15 protein-coding genes and 1 tRNA gene are annotated in these 15158 nt (G+C 71.0%); 9 read left to right on the forward strand and 7 right to left on the reverse strand.

Going from position 1 to position 15158, the window contains the following annotated elements:
- Positions 1 to 82: 82 nt before the first annotated feature.
- Together ACIQGV_RS30775 and ACIQGV_RS30780 are read right to left on the reverse strand one after the other, a co-directional pair.
- On the reverse strand, positions 83 to 1579 hold the full coding sequence (locus ACIQGV_RS30775) for an aminopeptidase P family protein (protein ID WP_402500191.1): 1497 nt from the start codon (positions 1577 to 1579) through the stop codon (positions 83 to 85).
- A 94-nt stretch (positions 1580 to 1673) separates the two neighbouring features.
- Complete coding sequence (locus tag ACIQGV_RS30780; RefSeq protein ID WP_402500504.1) at positions 1674 to 3188, reverse strand: PP2C family protein-serine/threonine phosphatase; 1515 nt, start codon at positions 3186 to 3188, stop codon at positions 1674 to 1676.
- Between the two features lie 571 nt (positions 3189 to 3759).
- Here ACIQGV_RS30780 and ACIQGV_RS30785 point away from each other — a divergent pair.
- Positions 3760 to 4425: a bifunctional DNA primase/polymerase gene (locus tag ACIQGV_RS30785; protein WP_402500193.1), complete on the forward strand. Its 666-nt coding sequence runs from the start codon at positions 3760 to 3762 to the stop codon at positions 4423 to 4425.
- A gap of 56 nt (positions 4426 to 4481) precedes the next feature.
- The gene (locus ACIQGV_RS30790) at positions 4482 to 5087 is read left to right on the forward strand and encodes a hypothetical protein (protein WP_402500196.1); all 606 of its coding nucleotides are present in this window, start codon (positions 4482 to 4484) and stop codon (positions 5085 to 5087) included.
- 333 nt (positions 5088 to 5420) lie between these two features.
- Here ACIQGV_RS30790 and ACIQGV_RS30795 read toward each other — a convergent pair whose 3' ends face one another.
- From ACIQGV_RS30795 to ACIQGV_RS30805, 3 genes are all read right to left on the reverse strand, one after another.
- Positions 5421 to 6386 (reverse strand): DUF5926 family protein, encoded by a 966-nt coding sequence (locus tag ACIQGV_RS30795; RefSeq protein ID WP_402500198.1) that lies wholly within the window; start codon positions 6384 to 6386, stop codon positions 5421 to 5423.
- 159 nt (positions 6387 to 6545) lie between these two features.
- Positions 6546 to 7184: an ATP-binding protein gene (locus tag ACIQGV_RS30800; protein ID WP_402500200.1), complete on the reverse strand. Its 639-nt coding sequence runs from the start codon at positions 7182 to 7184 to the stop codon at positions 6546 to 6548.
- A gap of 147 nt (positions 7185 to 7331) precedes the next feature.
- Positions 7332 to 8141 carry a glycerophosphodiester phosphodiesterase gene (locus tag ACIQGV_RS30805; RefSeq protein ID WP_402500202.1) on the reverse strand — a complete coding sequence of 270 codons (810 nt, stop codon included), beginning with the start codon at positions 8139 to 8141 and terminating at the stop codon, positions 7332 to 7334.
- Positions 8142 to 8358: 217 nt separating this feature from the next.
- On the opposite strand from ACIQGV_RS30805, the gene ACIQGV_RS30810 reads away from it, so the two are divergent.
- The 3 genes from ACIQGV_RS30810 to ACIQGV_RS30820 all read left to right on the forward strand — a co-directional run bounded on the left by ACIQGV_RS30810 (position 8359) and on the right by ACIQGV_RS30820 (position 10765).
- Positions 8359 to 9912 carry a S1C family serine protease gene (locus ACIQGV_RS30810; RefSeq protein WP_402500204.1) on the forward strand — a complete coding sequence of 518 codons (1554 nt, stop codon included), beginning with the start codon at positions 8359 to 8361 and terminating at the stop codon, positions 9910 to 9912.
- A 68-nt stretch (positions 9913 to 9980) separates the two neighbouring features.
- Positions 9981 to 10067: transfer RNA gene (locus ACIQGV_RS30815), tRNA-Ser, on the forward strand.
- 257 nt (positions 10068 to 10324) lie between these two features.
- Positions 10325 to 10765 (forward strand): hypothetical protein, encoded by a 441-nt coding sequence (locus ACIQGV_RS30820; RefSeq protein WP_402500206.1) that lies wholly within the window; start codon positions 10325 to 10327, stop codon positions 10763 to 10765.
- A 517-nt stretch (positions 10766 to 11282) separates the two neighbouring features.
- On the opposite strand, the gene ACIQGV_RS30825 is transcribed toward ACIQGV_RS30820, so the two are convergent.
- Positions 11283 to 12521 (reverse strand): helix-turn-helix domain-containing protein, encoded by a 1239-nt coding sequence (locus ACIQGV_RS30825; RefSeq protein ID WP_402500208.1) that lies wholly within the window; start codon positions 12519 to 12521, stop codon positions 11283 to 11285.
- The gene (locus tag ACIQGV_RS30830) at positions 12518 to 12838 is read right to left on the reverse strand and encodes a putative quinol monooxygenase (RefSeq protein WP_402500210.1); all 321 of its coding nucleotides are present in this window, start codon (positions 12836 to 12838) and stop codon (positions 12518 to 12520) included. The genes ACIQGV_RS30825 and ACIQGV_RS30830 overlap by 4 nt, the downstream gene beginning before the upstream one ends.
- Positions 12839 to 12995: 157 nt before the next feature.
- Between ACIQGV_RS30830 and ACIQGV_RS30835 the strand changes: the two genes are divergently transcribed.
- From ACIQGV_RS30835 to ACIQGV_RS30850, 4 genes are all read left to right on the forward strand, one after another.
- Positions 12996 to 13325, forward strand: a complete 330-nt coding sequence (locus ACIQGV_RS30835; RefSeq protein WP_402500212.1) for a hypothetical protein — start codon at positions 12996 to 12998, stop codon at positions 13323 to 13325.
- 1 nt (position 13326) lies between these two features.
- Entirely contained in the window at positions 13327 to 14667 is a 1341-nt protein-coding gene (locus ACIQGV_RS30840) for an FtsK/SpoIIIE domain-containing protein (RefSeq protein WP_402500215.1), read from the forward strand.
- A gap of 83 nt (positions 14668 to 14750) precedes the next feature.
- Positions 14751 to 14918 (forward strand): hypothetical protein, encoded by a 168-nt coding sequence (locus tag ACIQGV_RS30845; RefSeq protein WP_402500218.1) that lies wholly within the window; start codon positions 14751 to 14753, stop codon positions 14916 to 14918.
- A gap of 5 nt (positions 14919 to 14923) precedes the next feature.
- Positions 14924 to 15100, forward strand: a complete 177-nt coding sequence (locus ACIQGV_RS30850; protein WP_402500220.1) for a hypothetical protein — start codon at positions 14924 to 14926, stop codon at positions 15098 to 15100.
- The last annotated feature ends 58 nt before the right edge of the window (positions 15101 to 15158 follow it).

A 15158-nucleotide genomic window follows, 5' to 3' on the forward strand; every position in this document is an offset into this window, starting at 1 on the left:
CGTGCGGAGCGCGTTCACGCTCCGCACGACGCCCCCTCGAAGGCGATCGGCCGGCCGGCCGGGCGGCCGGCAGGTCAGGCGGTCAGGACCGCGAGCCCTTCAGGTCCGCCATCCACGCCTCGACCTCGTCGGACCGGCGCGGAAGACCGGCGGACAGGTTCCGGTTGCCGTCCTCCGTCACCAGGATGTCGTCCTCGATGCGCACGCCGATGCCCCGGTACTCCTCGGGCACGGTCAGGTCGTCGGCCTGGAAGTACAGCCCCGGCTCCACGGTCAGGCACATGCCCGGCTCCAGCGTGCCGTCGACGTAGCTCTCCACGCGTGCGGCGGCGCAGTCGTGGACGTCCATGCCGAGCATGTGGCCGGTGCCGTGCAGCGTCCACCGCCGCTGGAGCCCCAGCTCCAGCACCCGCTCGACCGGACCCTCGACGAGCCCCCACTCGACGAGCTTCTCGGTGAGCACCCGCTGGGCCGCGTCGTGGAAGTCCCGGTACTTCCCGCCCGGCTTCACCGCGGCGATACCGGCCTCCTGGGCCTCGTACACCGCGTCGTAGATCTTCTTCTGGATCTCGGTGTAGCGGCCGTTGATCGGCAGGGTCCGCGTGACGTCGGCGGTGTAGTACGTGTGCGTCTCGACACCCGCGTCGAGCAGCAGCAGGTCGCCGGAGCGCACGGGGCCGTCGTTGCGCACCCAGTGCAGTGTGCAGGCGTGCGGGCCGGCGGCGCAGATGGAGCCGTAGCCGATGTCGTTGCCCTCCACGCGGGCGCGCAGGAAGAACGTGCCCTCGATGTACCGCTCGGAGGTGGCCTCGGCCTTGTCGAGGACCTTCACCACGTCCTCGAAGCCGCGCACGGTGGAGTCGACGGCCTTCTGCAGCTCGCCGATCTCGAACTCGTCCTTGACCAGTCGCGCCTCGGAGAGGAAGACCCGCAGCTCCTCGTCGCGCTCGGCGGTGACCTTGTCGGTCAGGGCGGCCTCGACGCCGGCGTCGTAGCCGCGCACGACGCGGACCGGGCCGGTGGCCTCGCGGAGCCTGTCGGCCAGCTCGCGCACGTCGGAGGCCGGGATGCCGTACAGCTTCCCCGCCTCGGTGAGGGAGTGACGGCGGCCGACCCACAGCTCGCCCTGGCCGGAGAGCCAGAACTCGCCGTTCTCGCGGTCGGAGCGCGGCAGCAGGTACACGGTCGCCTCGTGGCCCTCGCCCGCGGGCTCCAGGACCAGGACGCCGTCCTCGGTCTGGTTGCCGGTGAGGTAGGCGTACTCGACGGACGCGCGGAAGGCGTACTCGGTGTCGTTCGAGCGGGTCTTCAGGTTGCCCGCAGGGATCACCAGACGCTCGCCGGGGAAACGCGCGGACAGCGCGGCGCGGCGGGCGGCGGTCTCGGCGGCCTGCGGGATCGGCTGCAGGTCGTGCAGCTCGGTGTCGGCCCAGCCGGACTTCATGTTCTCGGCGAGCTCGTCGGACACGCCCGGATACAGGCCGTTCTTGCGCTGCTTGATCGGCTCTTCCTCAGAGTTTTCCGGGCCCGCTGCGGTAGCAGCTTCGGGCACAGCCGGGAGCTCTTCGGTCACGGTCATCCTCCTTGGACACGGCACTGGACCCCCTCCATCGTACGGTCGTACGGAAGGGGGCCCAGGGCGGAAGGACCTCTTACATGCAGTGCAGGGGGCGTCACTCGAAGCGGGCCGCCATCAGCACCACGTCCTCCTCGCTGTCGGCGGCGTCCAGCCCGTCCGGCAGCACCGTGCGCAGCACGTGGTCGAGGAGCGCCTCGGGGTCGCGGCGCAGCGCGCGGGGGGTTCCCGCGGCGGCCGCGTGCAGCCGGGCGAAGGCGCGGTCGATGGGTTCGCCGGTGCGGTGCAGCAGCCCGTCGGTGTAGAGCAGAACCGTCTCTCCTTCGTCCGCCTGGATCTCCACGCTGGGCGCCTCCCAGCAGGCGAGCATGCCCAGCGGCGCCGACACGGACGTCTCGGCGAACTCCGTGCGCCGCTCGCCGATCAGCAGCGGCGGGCAGTGTCCGGCCCCGGCGAGGGTGAGCTTGCGCAGCGCGGGTTCGCAGTAGGCGAACAGGGCGGTGGCGGAGCGGGCGGGCTCGGTCAGCCGGAGCAGCAGCTCCAGGTCGGACAGGACGGCGACCGGGTCCTCGCCCTCCATCACGGCGTACGCCCGCAGGGAGGCGCGCAGCCGGCCCATCGCGGCGACCGCGCTCGGCCCGGACCCGGTGACCGAGCCGACGGCGAGACCCAGCGCGGCGGCGGGCAGCGGCAGGGCGTCGTACCAGTCGCCTCCGCCGCGGGCGCAGGTGCGGTGCCGGGCGGCGAGCTGGACGCCGGTGACGCGGGGGAGCCGGGAGGGGAGCAGCTCCTCGGACATGGTGGCCATGCACGCGCGGGTGCGCTCGACCTCCAGCACCCGGGCGAGGTGCTCGGTGGCGTAGCGGGCGTAGAGGCCGACGAGGTGGCGCTGGCGCTCGACGGGCTCCGCGGGCTCGTCGTACAGCCACACCGCGGCACCGAGGCGGCCGGCCGCCTCGGTGGACAGGGGGAGCGCGTAGCTGGCGGCGAAGCCCAGGCGGTGGGCCACCTCGCGGTGGCGGGGGTCGAGGCCGTCCTCGGAGAGCAGATCGGAGCGCACGATTCCGGCCACGCCGCCGGGCAGTCCCGCGGTGGTGTCGAGGAGCTCGCCGTAGGGGAGGGAGCCGCGCGGCACCGTCTCGATGTGGCCGAGGTCGGCCTGCCCGAGCCCGAGGCCGACGGTGGTGCGGGGGCCGAGCCCGTCGCCGGGTTCCAGGACGACGAGACCGCGCCGGGCGCCCACCAGGGCGCCTCCGGCGCGCAGCAGTTCCTGGAGGGCGTCGGCCAGGGAGTCCGTGCGGACGAGACGCTCGGTGAGTTCGTGGAGGGTCGTGAGGTCGGACACCCAGCCCGCGAGGCGGTCCTGGAGCAGTGCACCGGCGTCCGCGGTGACCGGGGAGACGTCAGGTGCGGCGGGTGCGGGCGCGACAGTGTGTGCGGGTGAGGGAACCGTTGAATCGATTCCGGCCACTTTCGGAGGGTGGGGGGCGTTCATGGCGTCCGGCTTTCCGACCGGTGCGTTTTGCTCAGAAGCATCGCGAACCCCCATGTCATTCTGCGCCGCTAGCGGTGTCTCCACATGTACACGCACTCGTGAGGGGATGTCCAGCATTGTCCTGCGGGGATTCCTGGTGTCCATGAGGTTTCCGGGAAGGGTGGACGTTCCTCTTGAGGAAAGGCAAAGTTGGCTTAAAACAGCCTCGGTCGGCGCCCCTCTGCGGTCGACTGGGCTTGCTCGACGGAGCGTCACAGCGGTCGTGATGGGTACGTACTCGGTGAAGGCCAGGGGTGGTTGGGGCCACCCGGAACCTGGCGGCGGACCCGGGCGTCTTAGCCACCGACGACCGTGCCCCATCCTCCCGTGGTGGAGGCGGAGAGAAGTACGCGGAACGGCAAACGCCATACTTCGCCACCCCACGCCACGCACGTGCTGCGGACAGAACGAGTACGACGAGCGCGGCAAGCACGGTGAGTACGGACAGAACGGCAGGCCCGGCCATGACGGCCGGCCGCCTGCATCGGCCGTCTACACGGCCGAGGCCCGACACTCGATCCGTAGGGGAGATCCCCGCGTTTCTCGCAGGGGTGTGATGCGCCAGCAGGTACGCACAGTGCAGTGATCGACACATGGTGTGATGTGGTCCACGGTGTTGCCGGCGTGCAACGGAAAGGAACGAGCGCTCATGCGCGAGATCCTCGGAAGGCGACGCAGGCTCCTGTCCAGGCGCGGTGGCGGGAAGCCTGAGCTGATCGGCGCGGCCCTGACCTTCGCGACCCAGTGGCAGTGGCCCGTGCTCCCCGGTGTGGCGGCCGACGCGCAGGCACGTTCGCGCTGCGGCTGTCCCGACCCCGAGTGCACGGTGCCCGGTGCCCACCCCTTCGACCCGGGCCTGCTCACCGCCACCACCGACGAGCGCATGGTGCGCTGGTGGTGGACGAACCGGCCGGCCGCCCCGATCGTGCTGGCCACCGGCGGCACGGCCCCCTGCGCGGTCAGTCTCCCCGCGCCGGCCGCCGCGCGCGCCCTGGAGGCCCTCGACCGCACCGGCATGCGCCTCGGCCCGGTCGTCGCCTCTCCCGCCCGCTGGTCGATCCTCGTACGGCCCTACGGGATGGAGCAGTTGGGCGAACTGCTCTACACCAAGGACTTCGTCCCCGGCTCCCTGCGCTTCCACGGCGAGGGCGGCTACCTCGCCCTCCCCCCGTCCGCGACCGGTCAGGGCGCCATCCGCTGGGAGCGGGCGCCGCTGCCCGGCTCGGCCTCGCCCTGGGTCCCCGACGTGGAGGCCGTGGTCGACGCCGTCGTGGACGCCCTCACTCGTACGGGTGTGAGCGCGCCCGAGTTGTAGGGGTGTCGGGCGCGCGCGGAACCGGGCGCCCGTTTCCGCTGGTTATCGTCCCCTGCATGAACCTTCGTCTCCTCGCCCTCGCGGGCGTCGCGGCATGCGCGATCGCGCTGCCGCTGGCCGTGGCGTCCGCGGGCCCCGCGGACGACGGGGAGCGCATGATCGTACGGCTGCCCGCGCCCGGGCCCGGCCCGTCCCGCCTGCTCCGGACCGGTGCGGCCGACGAGGACGACGAGACCGACGCCAAGGGGCCGTCCGCCGGACCGCCCCGGCCGCCCGGCGGGCCCGGTTCGCACGAGCGGGCCGGTGCCCCGCTGCTGCTCGGCCTGGGCGCGGCCACCGCCGCCCGCTGCGGACCCGAACTCAGTTCTCCCGAGGGCGTGGAGGCGCAGACCTGTGTACTGACCCAGGGCGAGGACACCTGGGCACGCACCTACTACCGCAACGCCACCGGTGAGACGCTCCAGGCCGTGCTGAGCCTCATGGGGCCGGAGGGGCGCACGGTGCAGATGCGCTGCGCGGTCGGGGCGGGCGACGAGCCGGCCTCCTGCGAGACACCCCGCGAGCGCACTCTCGGGGAGGCGATCCGATATACCGCGGTCGCGGAATTCGCGGGCGTGCGGCCGGACGGACCGCTGATGCTGCGATCGGGAAGCAATCCCTAGATCCTGTCCGGCGGGCCGCGGCGCCGAGGCGCGGGATCCGGCCCTGTCGGCCAAATCCCCTCTGCTCGCGGCGAGTTGACGGGCGGCCGCGTTCCGTGCGCAGGGCCGCAGACACGAAGACCCGGTTGCTGGCGACGGGGGATGCACCAGCAACCGGGCTACTGGAACGGTAACAAGAGATCGGCTGTTCGCAAATTCGATCTCTGGTTTTCCTCGGCTATTCGGACACCGATCGACCTTTTCTCGAGCGGGAGTTGTGATCGAGGTCCGCCGGGAGCCGTGAGGGCGGGGCGGCTGACCGACCGGTCAGCCGCCCCGCCCTCACAGCGGGTGTCAGCTGAGCGTGACCTGTCGGTTGGTGAGTCCGCCCCGTGCGCGGCGCTCGTCCGCCGTGAGCGGCGCGTCCGTCGCGAGGGCCGCGGCGAGGCGCTCGGCGAACTCGGCGGCCGGCTTCTCCACGTCCTGTGCGCCGACCTCGCTCGGCAGGTCCCAGACCGGGACCGTGAGCCCGTGAGCACGGAAGGAACCGACGAGACGGGTGCCCTCACCGAGGCTGGAGCGGCCCGCGGCGTGCAGCCGCGCGAGCGCGTCCAGAAGCTGCTCCTCGGGATGCGGCATGACCCACCGCAGATGGTTCTTCTCCGGCGTCTCGCACCAGTACGCCGCGTCCACGCCGGTGAGCTTCACGGTGGGGATGGCGGCGGCGTTGGCCCGCTCCAGGGACGCGGTCACGTCCGGCGTGGCGTTCTCCGAGTCCGGCACCCAGAACTCGAAACCGCTGTGCACCTCCGGCTCGAACGGGGCCTCGGGGTCCAGCAGGTCCTGGAGGCGCGGCCCCTCGGCCGGGGCGCGACGGCCCTGCACCGGGGTGCCCGGCTCGGCGTCCAGCGCGCGCCGCAGGGTGTCGGCCAGGTCGCGGCTGATGTCGCCCGACGACGTGTCGTTCTGCAGGCCGAGCAGCACCGAGCCGTCGTCACGGCGCAGCGCGGGCCAGGCCATCGGCAGCACGGTGGCCAGCCGGACCGAGGGGACGCCCTCGGGCAGGCCGCCCTTGAGGGTCAGCTCCACCGTGGCGGCCGGCACCAGCTCGCGCAGCGCCACCCAGTCGCACTCGCCCGGCAGGCTCTCGAACGGGCGGTGCACCAGCTCGGTCGCGGCGTGCGACGCGGCCCGGCCGTGACACGCCTTGTAGCGGCGGCCGCTGCCGCACGGGCAGGGCTCGCGGGCGCCGACGACCGGGATCTCTCCGTCGGTGATCTGCTGCGGCTTGGCCTTCGTCTGGGGTCGCTTCTTGGCCATCGTGGGGTCTCCCGGTTACGGCTCGTCTCGTACGGGCGCGAGCCTAGCCGTTCGAGCCATGAGCGACGCGACCCTGTGGACGACGGAGGGTCGTCGGACCGATCCTCCCGCCGAGCGGGTGAGCCGCGAGCGCCCCGGCCCGGGCCGGCCCGCCCCGGCTCAGTCCAGATCGTCGAAGACGTCCCCGAAGTCCAGGTCCACGATGGCCGAGACCGACGGGGCTGTGACGCGCGTAGCGAAGTCGTCGCGGCGCCGGGCGGCAGCCCGGTCGTGAACGCTCTCGTGGACCACGACCCACACGGTGACCTCGCCGCGGGCGTCGTCCCGCACCCCCCAGTCGTCGGCGAGCGCGGTGATGATGTTCAGCCCCCGGCCGCCGTGGGCGGTGACCGACGGGGTGGCGGGAGCCGGGCGGGTCGGTCCGCCGCCGTCCGTCACCTCCACGACGAGCCGGCCGCCCGGGTCCACGCGCCATGAGGCCCGGACGTCACCGTCTCCGGCCAGGGCGCCCCCCAGTGGCCGGCCGTGTTTGCACGCGTTGCTCAAGAGCTCGGAAAGGATGAGCACGGCGTCGTCGATGACCGTCTCCGCGACGCCGCCGCTGCGCAGCTGCGCGCGCATCCGGTGCCGTGCTTCCCCCACGCCCGCAGGGCCATGGGGTACGGCCATGCTCGACGACGTGGGCACCTCCTGTGCCACCACCAACGCCACCCCCGAGACCTCCTTCGCCCCACGCCACGGTGTGAATGCCCTCTTGGCCTGTACCGGAAACCGGCCAATGCGGTTCCGGTGACGCATTCGCAACGACCGGACACGGAGCGAACGCGCCGGTGCACTCCCTGTGATCACAAAGGGGGTGAAGGTGCTCTGACCAGGCGAGAACGGACCGTCCGAGGGGGGTGCGACGGACGGCCGAGAACCGACCCGGGGCCGGGGGGGAGGGGGTCAGCGGCCCAGGAGCCGGGCCACCGCGAGCGGCCGGTTGGTGATGATGGCGTCGACGCCCAGACGCAGGCAGAGCTCCACGTCCTCGGGCTCGTTCACGGTCCACACGTGCACCTGGTGGCCGGCCCGCTTCAGCCGTTCCACATAGGCGGGGTGGCTGCGCACGATCCGGATGGAGGGGCCCGCGATGCGCACTCCGGCGGGCAGCCGGCCGTCGCGCAGCCGGGGCGAGACGAACTGCATGAGGTAGACCGTCGGCAGGGTCGGCGCCGCGGTCCTGACGCGGTGCAGCGAGCGCGCCGAGAAGCTCATCACACGCACCGGGGACTCCTCGGGCGCGGCGGGGGAGTGCAGTCCGAACCTCTTCAGCAGGAGCAGCAGCCGCTCCTCGACCTGCCCCGCCCAGCGCGTGGGGTGCTTGGTCTCGATCGCCAGCTCCACCCGGCGCCCGGCGTCGGCGACGAGTTCGAGCAGCCGCTCCAGCGTGAGCACCGAGGTGTCCGCCGGGTCCTCGGGTCTGGCCTCCCAGTCGGGCTCCTCCTGGCCCCGCTTCCAGGAGCCGAAGTCGAGGGCGGCGAGGTCGGCCAGTTCCAGCGCGGACACCGCTCCGCGGCCGTTGGACGTACGGTTGACGCGGCGGTCGTGCACACATACGAGGTGCCCGTCCGCGGTCAGCCGCACATCGCATTCGAGGGCGTCCGCGCCGTCCTCGATCGCCTTCCTGTACGCGGCGAGGGTGTGCTCCGGGGCGTCCTCGGAGGCGCCGCGGTGGGCGACGACCTGGATGTGGTGCTGCCGTGCGTGGGTCACCGCGTCATGGTGCCACCGTCAGGGGGTATCCGTGACGTCCGAGTGGCGTCCCGGCCGCCTCCGGGATGCGTCCTATATGCGAAGAACATCCTATATAAAGGATGACCCCGGACCCACAGGCACCGCTTATGGCGCTCTGACGGCCGGTGGGAAAAGCTGGCGGCATACAAAAACGCCCCTGCGCAGCGACGACAGCCGTGGATCGAGGAGAGAAGCTGTGAGCACCGAGAACGAGGGCACCGAGGTTCCCCCGGCCCCGTCCGCACCTCCCGTGCCGGTGGACACTTCCGCGTCCTCCCCCCGGACGCCCGAGCACGCCGTCCCGGCAGCGCCTGCGGCCCAGCCGGCCCCGGCCGCCCCGCAGCCCCCGGCGTACGGCGCGGCCGCCTCCGGCCAGGAGCGGGACCCCGGGGCCACCCTCGGGTACGGTGCCCCGGCCCCGCAGCCCGGACCCGCCGGGCAGAGCGCACCCGACGCGGCCTGGCCGCCCCCGCCGGCGCCGGCGGCCACGCCCGCCTACGGCGGCGGGTACGGCGGCGGCCAGGGCGGCGCCCACGGTGGCGGAGGCTTCGACGGCGGTCACGGCGGCGGGGACCCCGTCCCGGCCTGGGGCGACTCCTATCAGGCCGGACAGCCCCCCGTTCCGAAGCAGCGGCGCGGCCGCGGCGGGATGCTCGCGGGCGTGCTGGTCGCCGCGCTGGTCGCGGGCGGCCTGGGCGGCGGGCTCGGCTACACGCTCGCGAAGAACGACGACCGGACCAGTTCCACCACGGTCTCGGCCGCGGACAGCGGCGGCGACCTCAAGCGCGACCCGGGCACCGTGGCGGGCGTCGCGGCCCGGGCGCTGCCGAGCACGGTCACCATCGAGGCCGAGTCCAGCAGCGGCGAGGGCGGCACCGGCACCGGCTTCGTCTTCGACACCGAGGGTCACATCGTCACCAACAACCACGTGGTGGCCGACGCGGTCGACGGCGGCAAGCTGGCGGCGACGTTCCCCGACGGCAAGAAGTACGACGCCGAGGTGGTCGGCCACGCCCAGGGCTACGACGTGGCGGTCATCAAGCTCAAGAACGCCCCCTCGGACCTGAAGCCGCTCACCCTCGGCAACTCCGACGACGTGGCCGTCGGCGACTCCACGATCGCCATCGGCGCCCCCTTCGGTCTGTCCAACACCGTCACGACCGGCATCATCAGCGCCAAGAACCGCCCGGTCGCCTCCAGTGACGGCTCCGGCAGCCAGGCTTCCTACATGAGCGCCCTGCAGACCGACGCCTCCATCAACCCGGGCAACTCCGGCGGTCCGCTGCTGGACGCCAAGGGCAACGTCATCGGCATCAACTCCGCGATCCAGTCCAGCAGCAACGGCGGCTTCGGCGGCTCCGGCCAGTCCGGGTCCATCGGCCTGGGCTTCGCGATCCCGATCAACCAGGCCGAGTACGTCGCCAAGCAGCTGATCAAGAGCGGCAAGCCCGTCTACGCCAAGATCGGCGCGTCCGTCTCCCTGGAGGGCACCACCGGCGGAGCGAAGATCACCGACACCGGCGCGGGCGGCGCCGACCCCGTCGAGGCGGGCGGCCCCGCCGCCAAGGCCGGCCTCAAGCCGGGCGACGTCATCACCAAGCTCGACGACCATGTCATCGACTCCGGTCCCACCCTCATCGGTGAGATCTGGACCCACCAGCCCGGCGACAAGGTCACCATCACCTACGAGCGCGGCGGCAGGACCGACACCGTCGAACTGACGCTGGGTTCTCGAACGGGCGACAACTGACCCCCGCCCGGACAGGACGACCCGTTACTCTTGTCCCCGCGCCGCCCGCCGGACCGTGGGCGACGCGGGGAGGCGTGCCCGAGCGGCCGAAGGGAACGGTCTTGAAAACCGTCGTGGCAGCGATGTCACCGTGGGTTCAAATCCCACCGCCTCCGCGTAGAGAGCAGTGAGAACGGCCCCTGACCAGGTAAATCGGTCGGGGGTCGTTCTCATGTGCGCTGTCCGTCAGTCACCGTGGTTCCCCGTCGGTTACCGGTCGATCGGGCACGGCAGGGGCATGTACCTGCTGATCCGAAGTCGTATCGGGAGCGTGCAACATCTGTCAGAGCCCCGCCCATCTGGGCACGTAGGGCGCGCGGATACGGCACGCTTGTGACCCGTTGCTGGCGCTCTTTACAGGCGGAGTCCTCTGGTGAAGTTACAAGACATCGTCCCAGTCGTCGTAGCGTTCATCACGCTGGCTGGAGTCCTTGCTCAACTGCGACGCAGACGTCCCAAGATCAGGGAAAGCGTCAGGCATGATGCGGAACTACTTGCCCTCCTTCCTGAGGAGAGCGAGGGGAGACGAATCCTCCAAGATCACATCGACAATGCGATCCGAATGATGGTCCAGGTCGAGGATCACAAGACGATTAATCCCGGTGGAGCCTTCGGCGCTGCGTCCATGTTCGCGATCGGTGCGGGGGGCCTGGTTGCCTTGTATGTGTGGGCACCCTTCGATGCCTGGTGGTGGTGGGTGTTCGTTTGCCAGGCCGGTATGGCGGTCCTTGGTGGCGTTCTGGGCGTCGTTGACGAACTGACCCCGAAGCACCGCGACATCAGAGGGCGACCCTTGCAGCTCCGGAACCGTTGATCGTGCGGTACTTCTGATTGGGGCACTTTGCCAAGTCGGCTACAGATGGCCGATCGACGGCATCATGCCTTCACCACCACCCACCCCAGCTCCCATCCCGTCCGCCGTCGACCCACACACCGTGGAGCGGACGTGGTTCATGGCGTCCAGGTGGAGCGCGCCACTGTACGAACGACCTGGACGCCATGGGCCGCGTCTGCTCGGCTCTGCCTGGGTCGGCGGTGGACGGGATGGGAGCCCCCACGCACGCCACTACGTGCCCGCGGCCGGGTTCGGCGCCCCTCCCACCCGGTGCCGGCCGATCCCCCGCCGGAGGCATTGTCCTGATCAGGGGCCGCAATGTGTGGGTGATCGACTCAGGGCCGTTGGCCCTATCCACACGTGGGCGTGCGTCGGCGCAGCGTGCGCGGAGCGGGCCGAAGGCAGGAGCGCAGCGCGCAGCGGAGCCGGGAGCGCGCCCGGCGGAGCGGAGCGCAGCCGGGGCTTGATGAGGTAGAGAAACCTGTAACAACCCTGCTCAGCCGAGAGCGTCGGTCCGCTCGGCAAGAGCCCTCAGCTCGTCGGATGCGGCTCGCCCGGCGACGAGAATCAGTTCCCTGATGACATCCCGCGCCGCGATGTGCGTGTGGATCATTTCCGGGGCCAGTTCCTCGGCTGCCAGTAGACAGCTCAGGGCATCGCCGAAGTGCCGCCGCTGAGCATGGGCTCGCCCCAGGTCCATGAGCAGCCGTGCTTGCCGTTCGATCGACATGCTGCTGGCGTCGAGCCGTTCACCGATGTCCAGGGCCTCGCCCGCATCGCCTAGATCTACAGCCGTCGAGACGGCCTGGATCTCGACGTTGGTGGGCCCGAACTCCAGGTTGAAGTCGTTGCGGTCTTCGCCGAGTCGCTCTGCGACCTCTCGGGCCTGGCCGATCTGCTCACGGGCGGCAGACCGCTCCCCGGCTCGGGCGTGCACGAGAGCCAGCATGAGGTGCAGGGAACCCAGCACAGATAGGTGCTGAGGCTCTGGCTCGTGATCTCGTACGTAGCTCTGGAGCGCGTTGACGGCGGTAGCTGTGGCGTGTTCGGCCTGGTCGAGATGCTTGAGCCGTACGAATGCATGGGCGAGCCGGTAGATACCAGCGAAGACCCCGAGGGACTCGCCGGAAAGCTCGGCCTCTCGGATCGCGCGGTCTGCTGCGACCCATGCGGCGTCAGCTTCGTTCTGCCGCACGAATGCGGCCGCGAGGGCCTGGTATGTACGTGCGGTCAGACCGTGCAACTCGGCGCGGTACTCCGGCGGAGCCGTGCGGGTAGCTCGCTCAAGCCGTGGCACGAGCGGTCCAAGAGCGGCGCTAAGTTCGGCGAACTGATCGGTGTGCGTAAGGTCCCAGATCCGTGCGGTTGCTTCGCGTAGATCGTCCATCGTGCTCGCCCGGAAGTCCTCGCGCGGACTGAGCAGGATGTCGACTGCGGGATGACCCGACAGGACGAGTCGGGCCTGATCAAGGTCGTTGGTTTCGGCCTGGGCTGCTGGCTCTTGCTCGGCGGGTAGTGGTGCATCCGGTTGAAGAACCTGGAGCGGCACGCCAAGGCCATCGGCAAGCAGGCGAAGCACGTCGAGGCGGTTGACGGGTTGGATTCCTCGCTCCACCTGAGAAAGCCAGCTCGACGTGCGTCCGATCGCCGCAGCTAGTTCGCCCTGGGTCAAGCCGCGCTGCTTCCGCAGCTCGGCCACTCGCGCGCCGAAGACGCGCCGCTCCTCGGAACTCACTGCCTGCCAGCCACCTTCCCTGCGATCGCGTCGAGGAACGTCACCTCGACCCCGGAAAGGTACTGCTCGCGCTCGGCGAGGAAGTGCTTGGTGTGGGTCTGCGCCTCGTGCTCATCGAACGCAGCACGGTCGGCATACAGCTCGTAGAAGACCCGCACCAGCGGCTCGCCCTCGGGTGTGTGGGTGACGTAGGTCAGTGTGCCGGGCTCGCTGGACTTGATGCCCTCCAGCGTGCGGGCGCACAGGTCGTCGAACTCCCCTGCGGCTTTCTCGTCGCGCAGCGTGAAGCGGACGACCAGGCCGAATCCCTCGCTCATGTGCACTCCCCTCTCAGTCGCAGACAGTCTCGCAGGACTTCAGAGTTCCTGCGAGTAGCAGAATTCCTTGACTCGCAGATTTTCTGTGAGTACGGTCGTAGTGAAGCTGCTACCTGGCGTGCCGGGTGGCTAACTGCTGCGTCGAGGAGACGAGTTCATGCCGTCCTTCAAGATCGATCTTTCGTCTGCTGTGGTGTTCGTGGCGACCGCGCCGACGCCGAAGCTGGCGAACGCGAAGACCGGTGAGCGTGCGATGGACCGGGAGACAAGTGCGCCGCTGTCGACGGTGGGTCTGCTGGTCTCGGACGAGGGGGAGGGGAACCTCTACCAGGTGACCATCCCGGAGACGGGCTACCCGGAGGGCCTGGCGCCGGGCATGCCGGTGCGGGTGGTCGGGCTCAAGGCCCGTGACTGGGAGAACGAGTTCAACGGCCAGAAGCGCCACGGCATCTCGTTCCGCGCGGTCGCAATCACCGCGGTGGCCTGACATGCCGGACGTGACGATGATGCTGGAGGCCACGGGCGCGTTAGGCGCCGCGGGTGGTCTCGGCTACGCGAAGCACCGGGCGCCGCGGGTGTACTGGTCGCTGGTCGGGCTGCCTGCCGTCGTGGGCCGGCTCACCTTCACCTACCGGGCGACCATGGATGTGTGCGGGCTGACGGTGCAGCCCTCCCGGCTGCGGGCATTCATGACCCGCAACGTCGCCCGCCGGGAAGTCCAGCCGGTGCCCCCGCGCATCCGCCGGATCCGCGGCACCTCGACCGGGCTGCGGGTGACCCTGCGGCTCCCCGCCGGACTGGAGCCCGCGGACGTGATCGCCTCCTCGGAGCGGCTGCGTCACGCCTGGGGTGTGCACTCGGTGACCGTGGTGGAGACCCGGCCGGGCTTCGTCGAACTGCGCATGACCGGCTACGACGTACTGCGCCGGGTCCGTATGCCCCGCCGGGCCACCCCGCACGACATGGTGGTGCCGGTCGCACTGCGGGAGGACGGGACCGCGTTCGAGCGGGACTACCGCAAGGCACCGATGGCGCTCACCCTGGGCGCGAACGCCTCCGGCAAGTCCATGTACCAGCGCAACCTGATCAAGGGACTCGCCCGGCTCCCGGTGGCCCTGGCGGGTATCGACTGCAAGCGCGGGGTGGAACAGTCCGCCTTCGCGCCCCGCCTGTCGGCGCTGGCCACCACGCCCGATGATGCCGCCTCGCTGCTGGCGGTGCTGGTCGCGGAGATGGAAGACCGCTTCGACCTGCTCAGCGCGCATGGCGTCTCCGACGTGTGGGAGCTGCCCGAGCACCTGCGGCCGGTCCCGGTTGTGGTCCTGGTCGACGAGGTGGCAGAGCTGTTCCTGATCTCCTCCCGCAAGGACGAGGAACGGCGGGAGCGGATCGTCACCGCGCTGATCCGCCTCGCGCAGATGGCCCGGGCGGCCGGGATCTACCTGGAGATCTGCGGCCAGCGCTTCGGCTCCGACCTCGGCAAGGGCGCCACCATGCTGCGCGCCCAGCTCACCGGCCGGGTCGTGCACCGCGTCAACGACAAGCAGACCGCTGAAATGGGCCTCGCCGACGTCGCCCCCGACGCCGTCCAGGTCGCGACCCTGATCCCGATGGAACGCCCCGGCACCGCCGTCGCCGCGGACTCCTCCGGTGGCTGGTCGAAGATCCGCACCCCGCACACCACCCGCGACGAAGTCATCGCCATCTGCCGGGAACACGCTCACCTCGTCCCCGGCCTCCCGGCCCTGGACCCCTTCCGCCCGCCCGTGCCCGCTGAGCCGTCGGCGCCGGTCCCCTCGCTGCTCAAGCCCTTCCCGGCCACCGACTAGCAACCCCTCATAACCCGGTCGGCGCGGCCGTCTCCGCGCCGGGTCCCTACCCCCGCCATGCCGAAATCGAAAAGGAGTGCGCCGTGACCGTCGTCCCGTTCCCCGACTCCGTTCCGGACCGGACCCCGGAGCCGTACGACCCGCTGGAGTCCGCCCTGCTGTCCGCGTTGAACAACGCGCCGGAGGCCATGGACGCCTACCGCGACGAGCCCGCCGAAGCCTCTGACGCCAACTCCCCGTGGGCCTGGTGATCTCCATGGCCGAACGGAAGACCACCCGCCGCCGCAAGCCCGCACCGAAACCGTGCCCGGACTGCCGGGCCGGACAGACCTCGGAGTCCTTCCGGGTCGGCGGCCGCCGCAAGCACATCAGCAACGACCGGCAGGAAGCCCTCTGCCTGACCTGCCTCGGCACCGGCCACGCCCCCGACTGAACCCCGCCAGGGCCGGGCGGCCAGACACCGCTCCCCGCCCGCCCCTGGCCCAACCACC

The organism is Streptomyces sp. NPDC093094 (assembly GCF_044754345.1).
GTDB lineage: Bacteria > Actinomycetota > Actinomycetes > Streptomycetales > Streptomycetaceae > Streptomyces.

Excerpts from the sequence above, each read along its gene's own strand:
- ACIQGV_RS30775 (WP_402500191.1), bottom strand. The coding sequence starts at position 1,579 with ATGACCGTGACCGAAGAGCTCCCGGCTGTGCCCGAAGCTGCTACCGCA.
- ACIQGV_RS30780 (WP_402500504.1), bottom strand. The coding sequence starts at position 3,188 with ATGCTGGACATCCCCTCACGAGTGCGTGTACATGTGGAGACACCGCTA.
- ACIQGV_RS30785 (WP_402500193.1), top strand. The coding sequence starts at position 3,760 with ATGCGCGAGATCCTCGGAAGGCGACGCAGGCTCCTGTCCAGGCGCGGT.
- ACIQGV_RS30790 (WP_402500196.1), top strand. The coding sequence starts at position 4,482 with ATGAACCTTCGTCTCCTCGCCCTCGCGGGCGTCGCGGCATGCGCGATC.
- ACIQGV_RS30795 (WP_402500198.1), bottom strand. The coding sequence starts at position 6,386 with ATGGCCAAGAAGCGACCCCAGACGAAGGCCAAGCCGCAGCAGATCACC.
- ACIQGV_RS30800 (WP_402500200.1), bottom strand. The coding sequence starts at position 7,184 with ATGCGTCACCGGAACCGCATTGGCCGGTTTCCGGTACAGGCCAAGAGG.
- ACIQGV_RS30830 (WP_402500210.1), bottom strand. The coding sequence starts at position 12,838 with ATGAGCGAGGGATTCGGCCTGGTCGTCCGCTTCACGCTGCGCGACGAG.
- ACIQGV_RS30835 (WP_402500212.1), top strand. The coding sequence starts at position 12,996 with ATGCCGTCCTTCAAGATCGATCTTTCGTCTGCTGTGGTGTTCGTGGCG.
- ACIQGV_RS30840 (WP_402500215.1), top strand. The coding sequence starts at position 13,327 with ATGCCGGACGTGACGATGATGCTGGAGGCCACGGGCGCGTTAGGCGCC.
- ACIQGV_RS30850 (WP_402500220.1), top strand. The coding sequence starts at position 14,924 with ATGGCCGAACGGAAGACCACCCGCCGCCGCAAGCCCGCACCGAAACCG.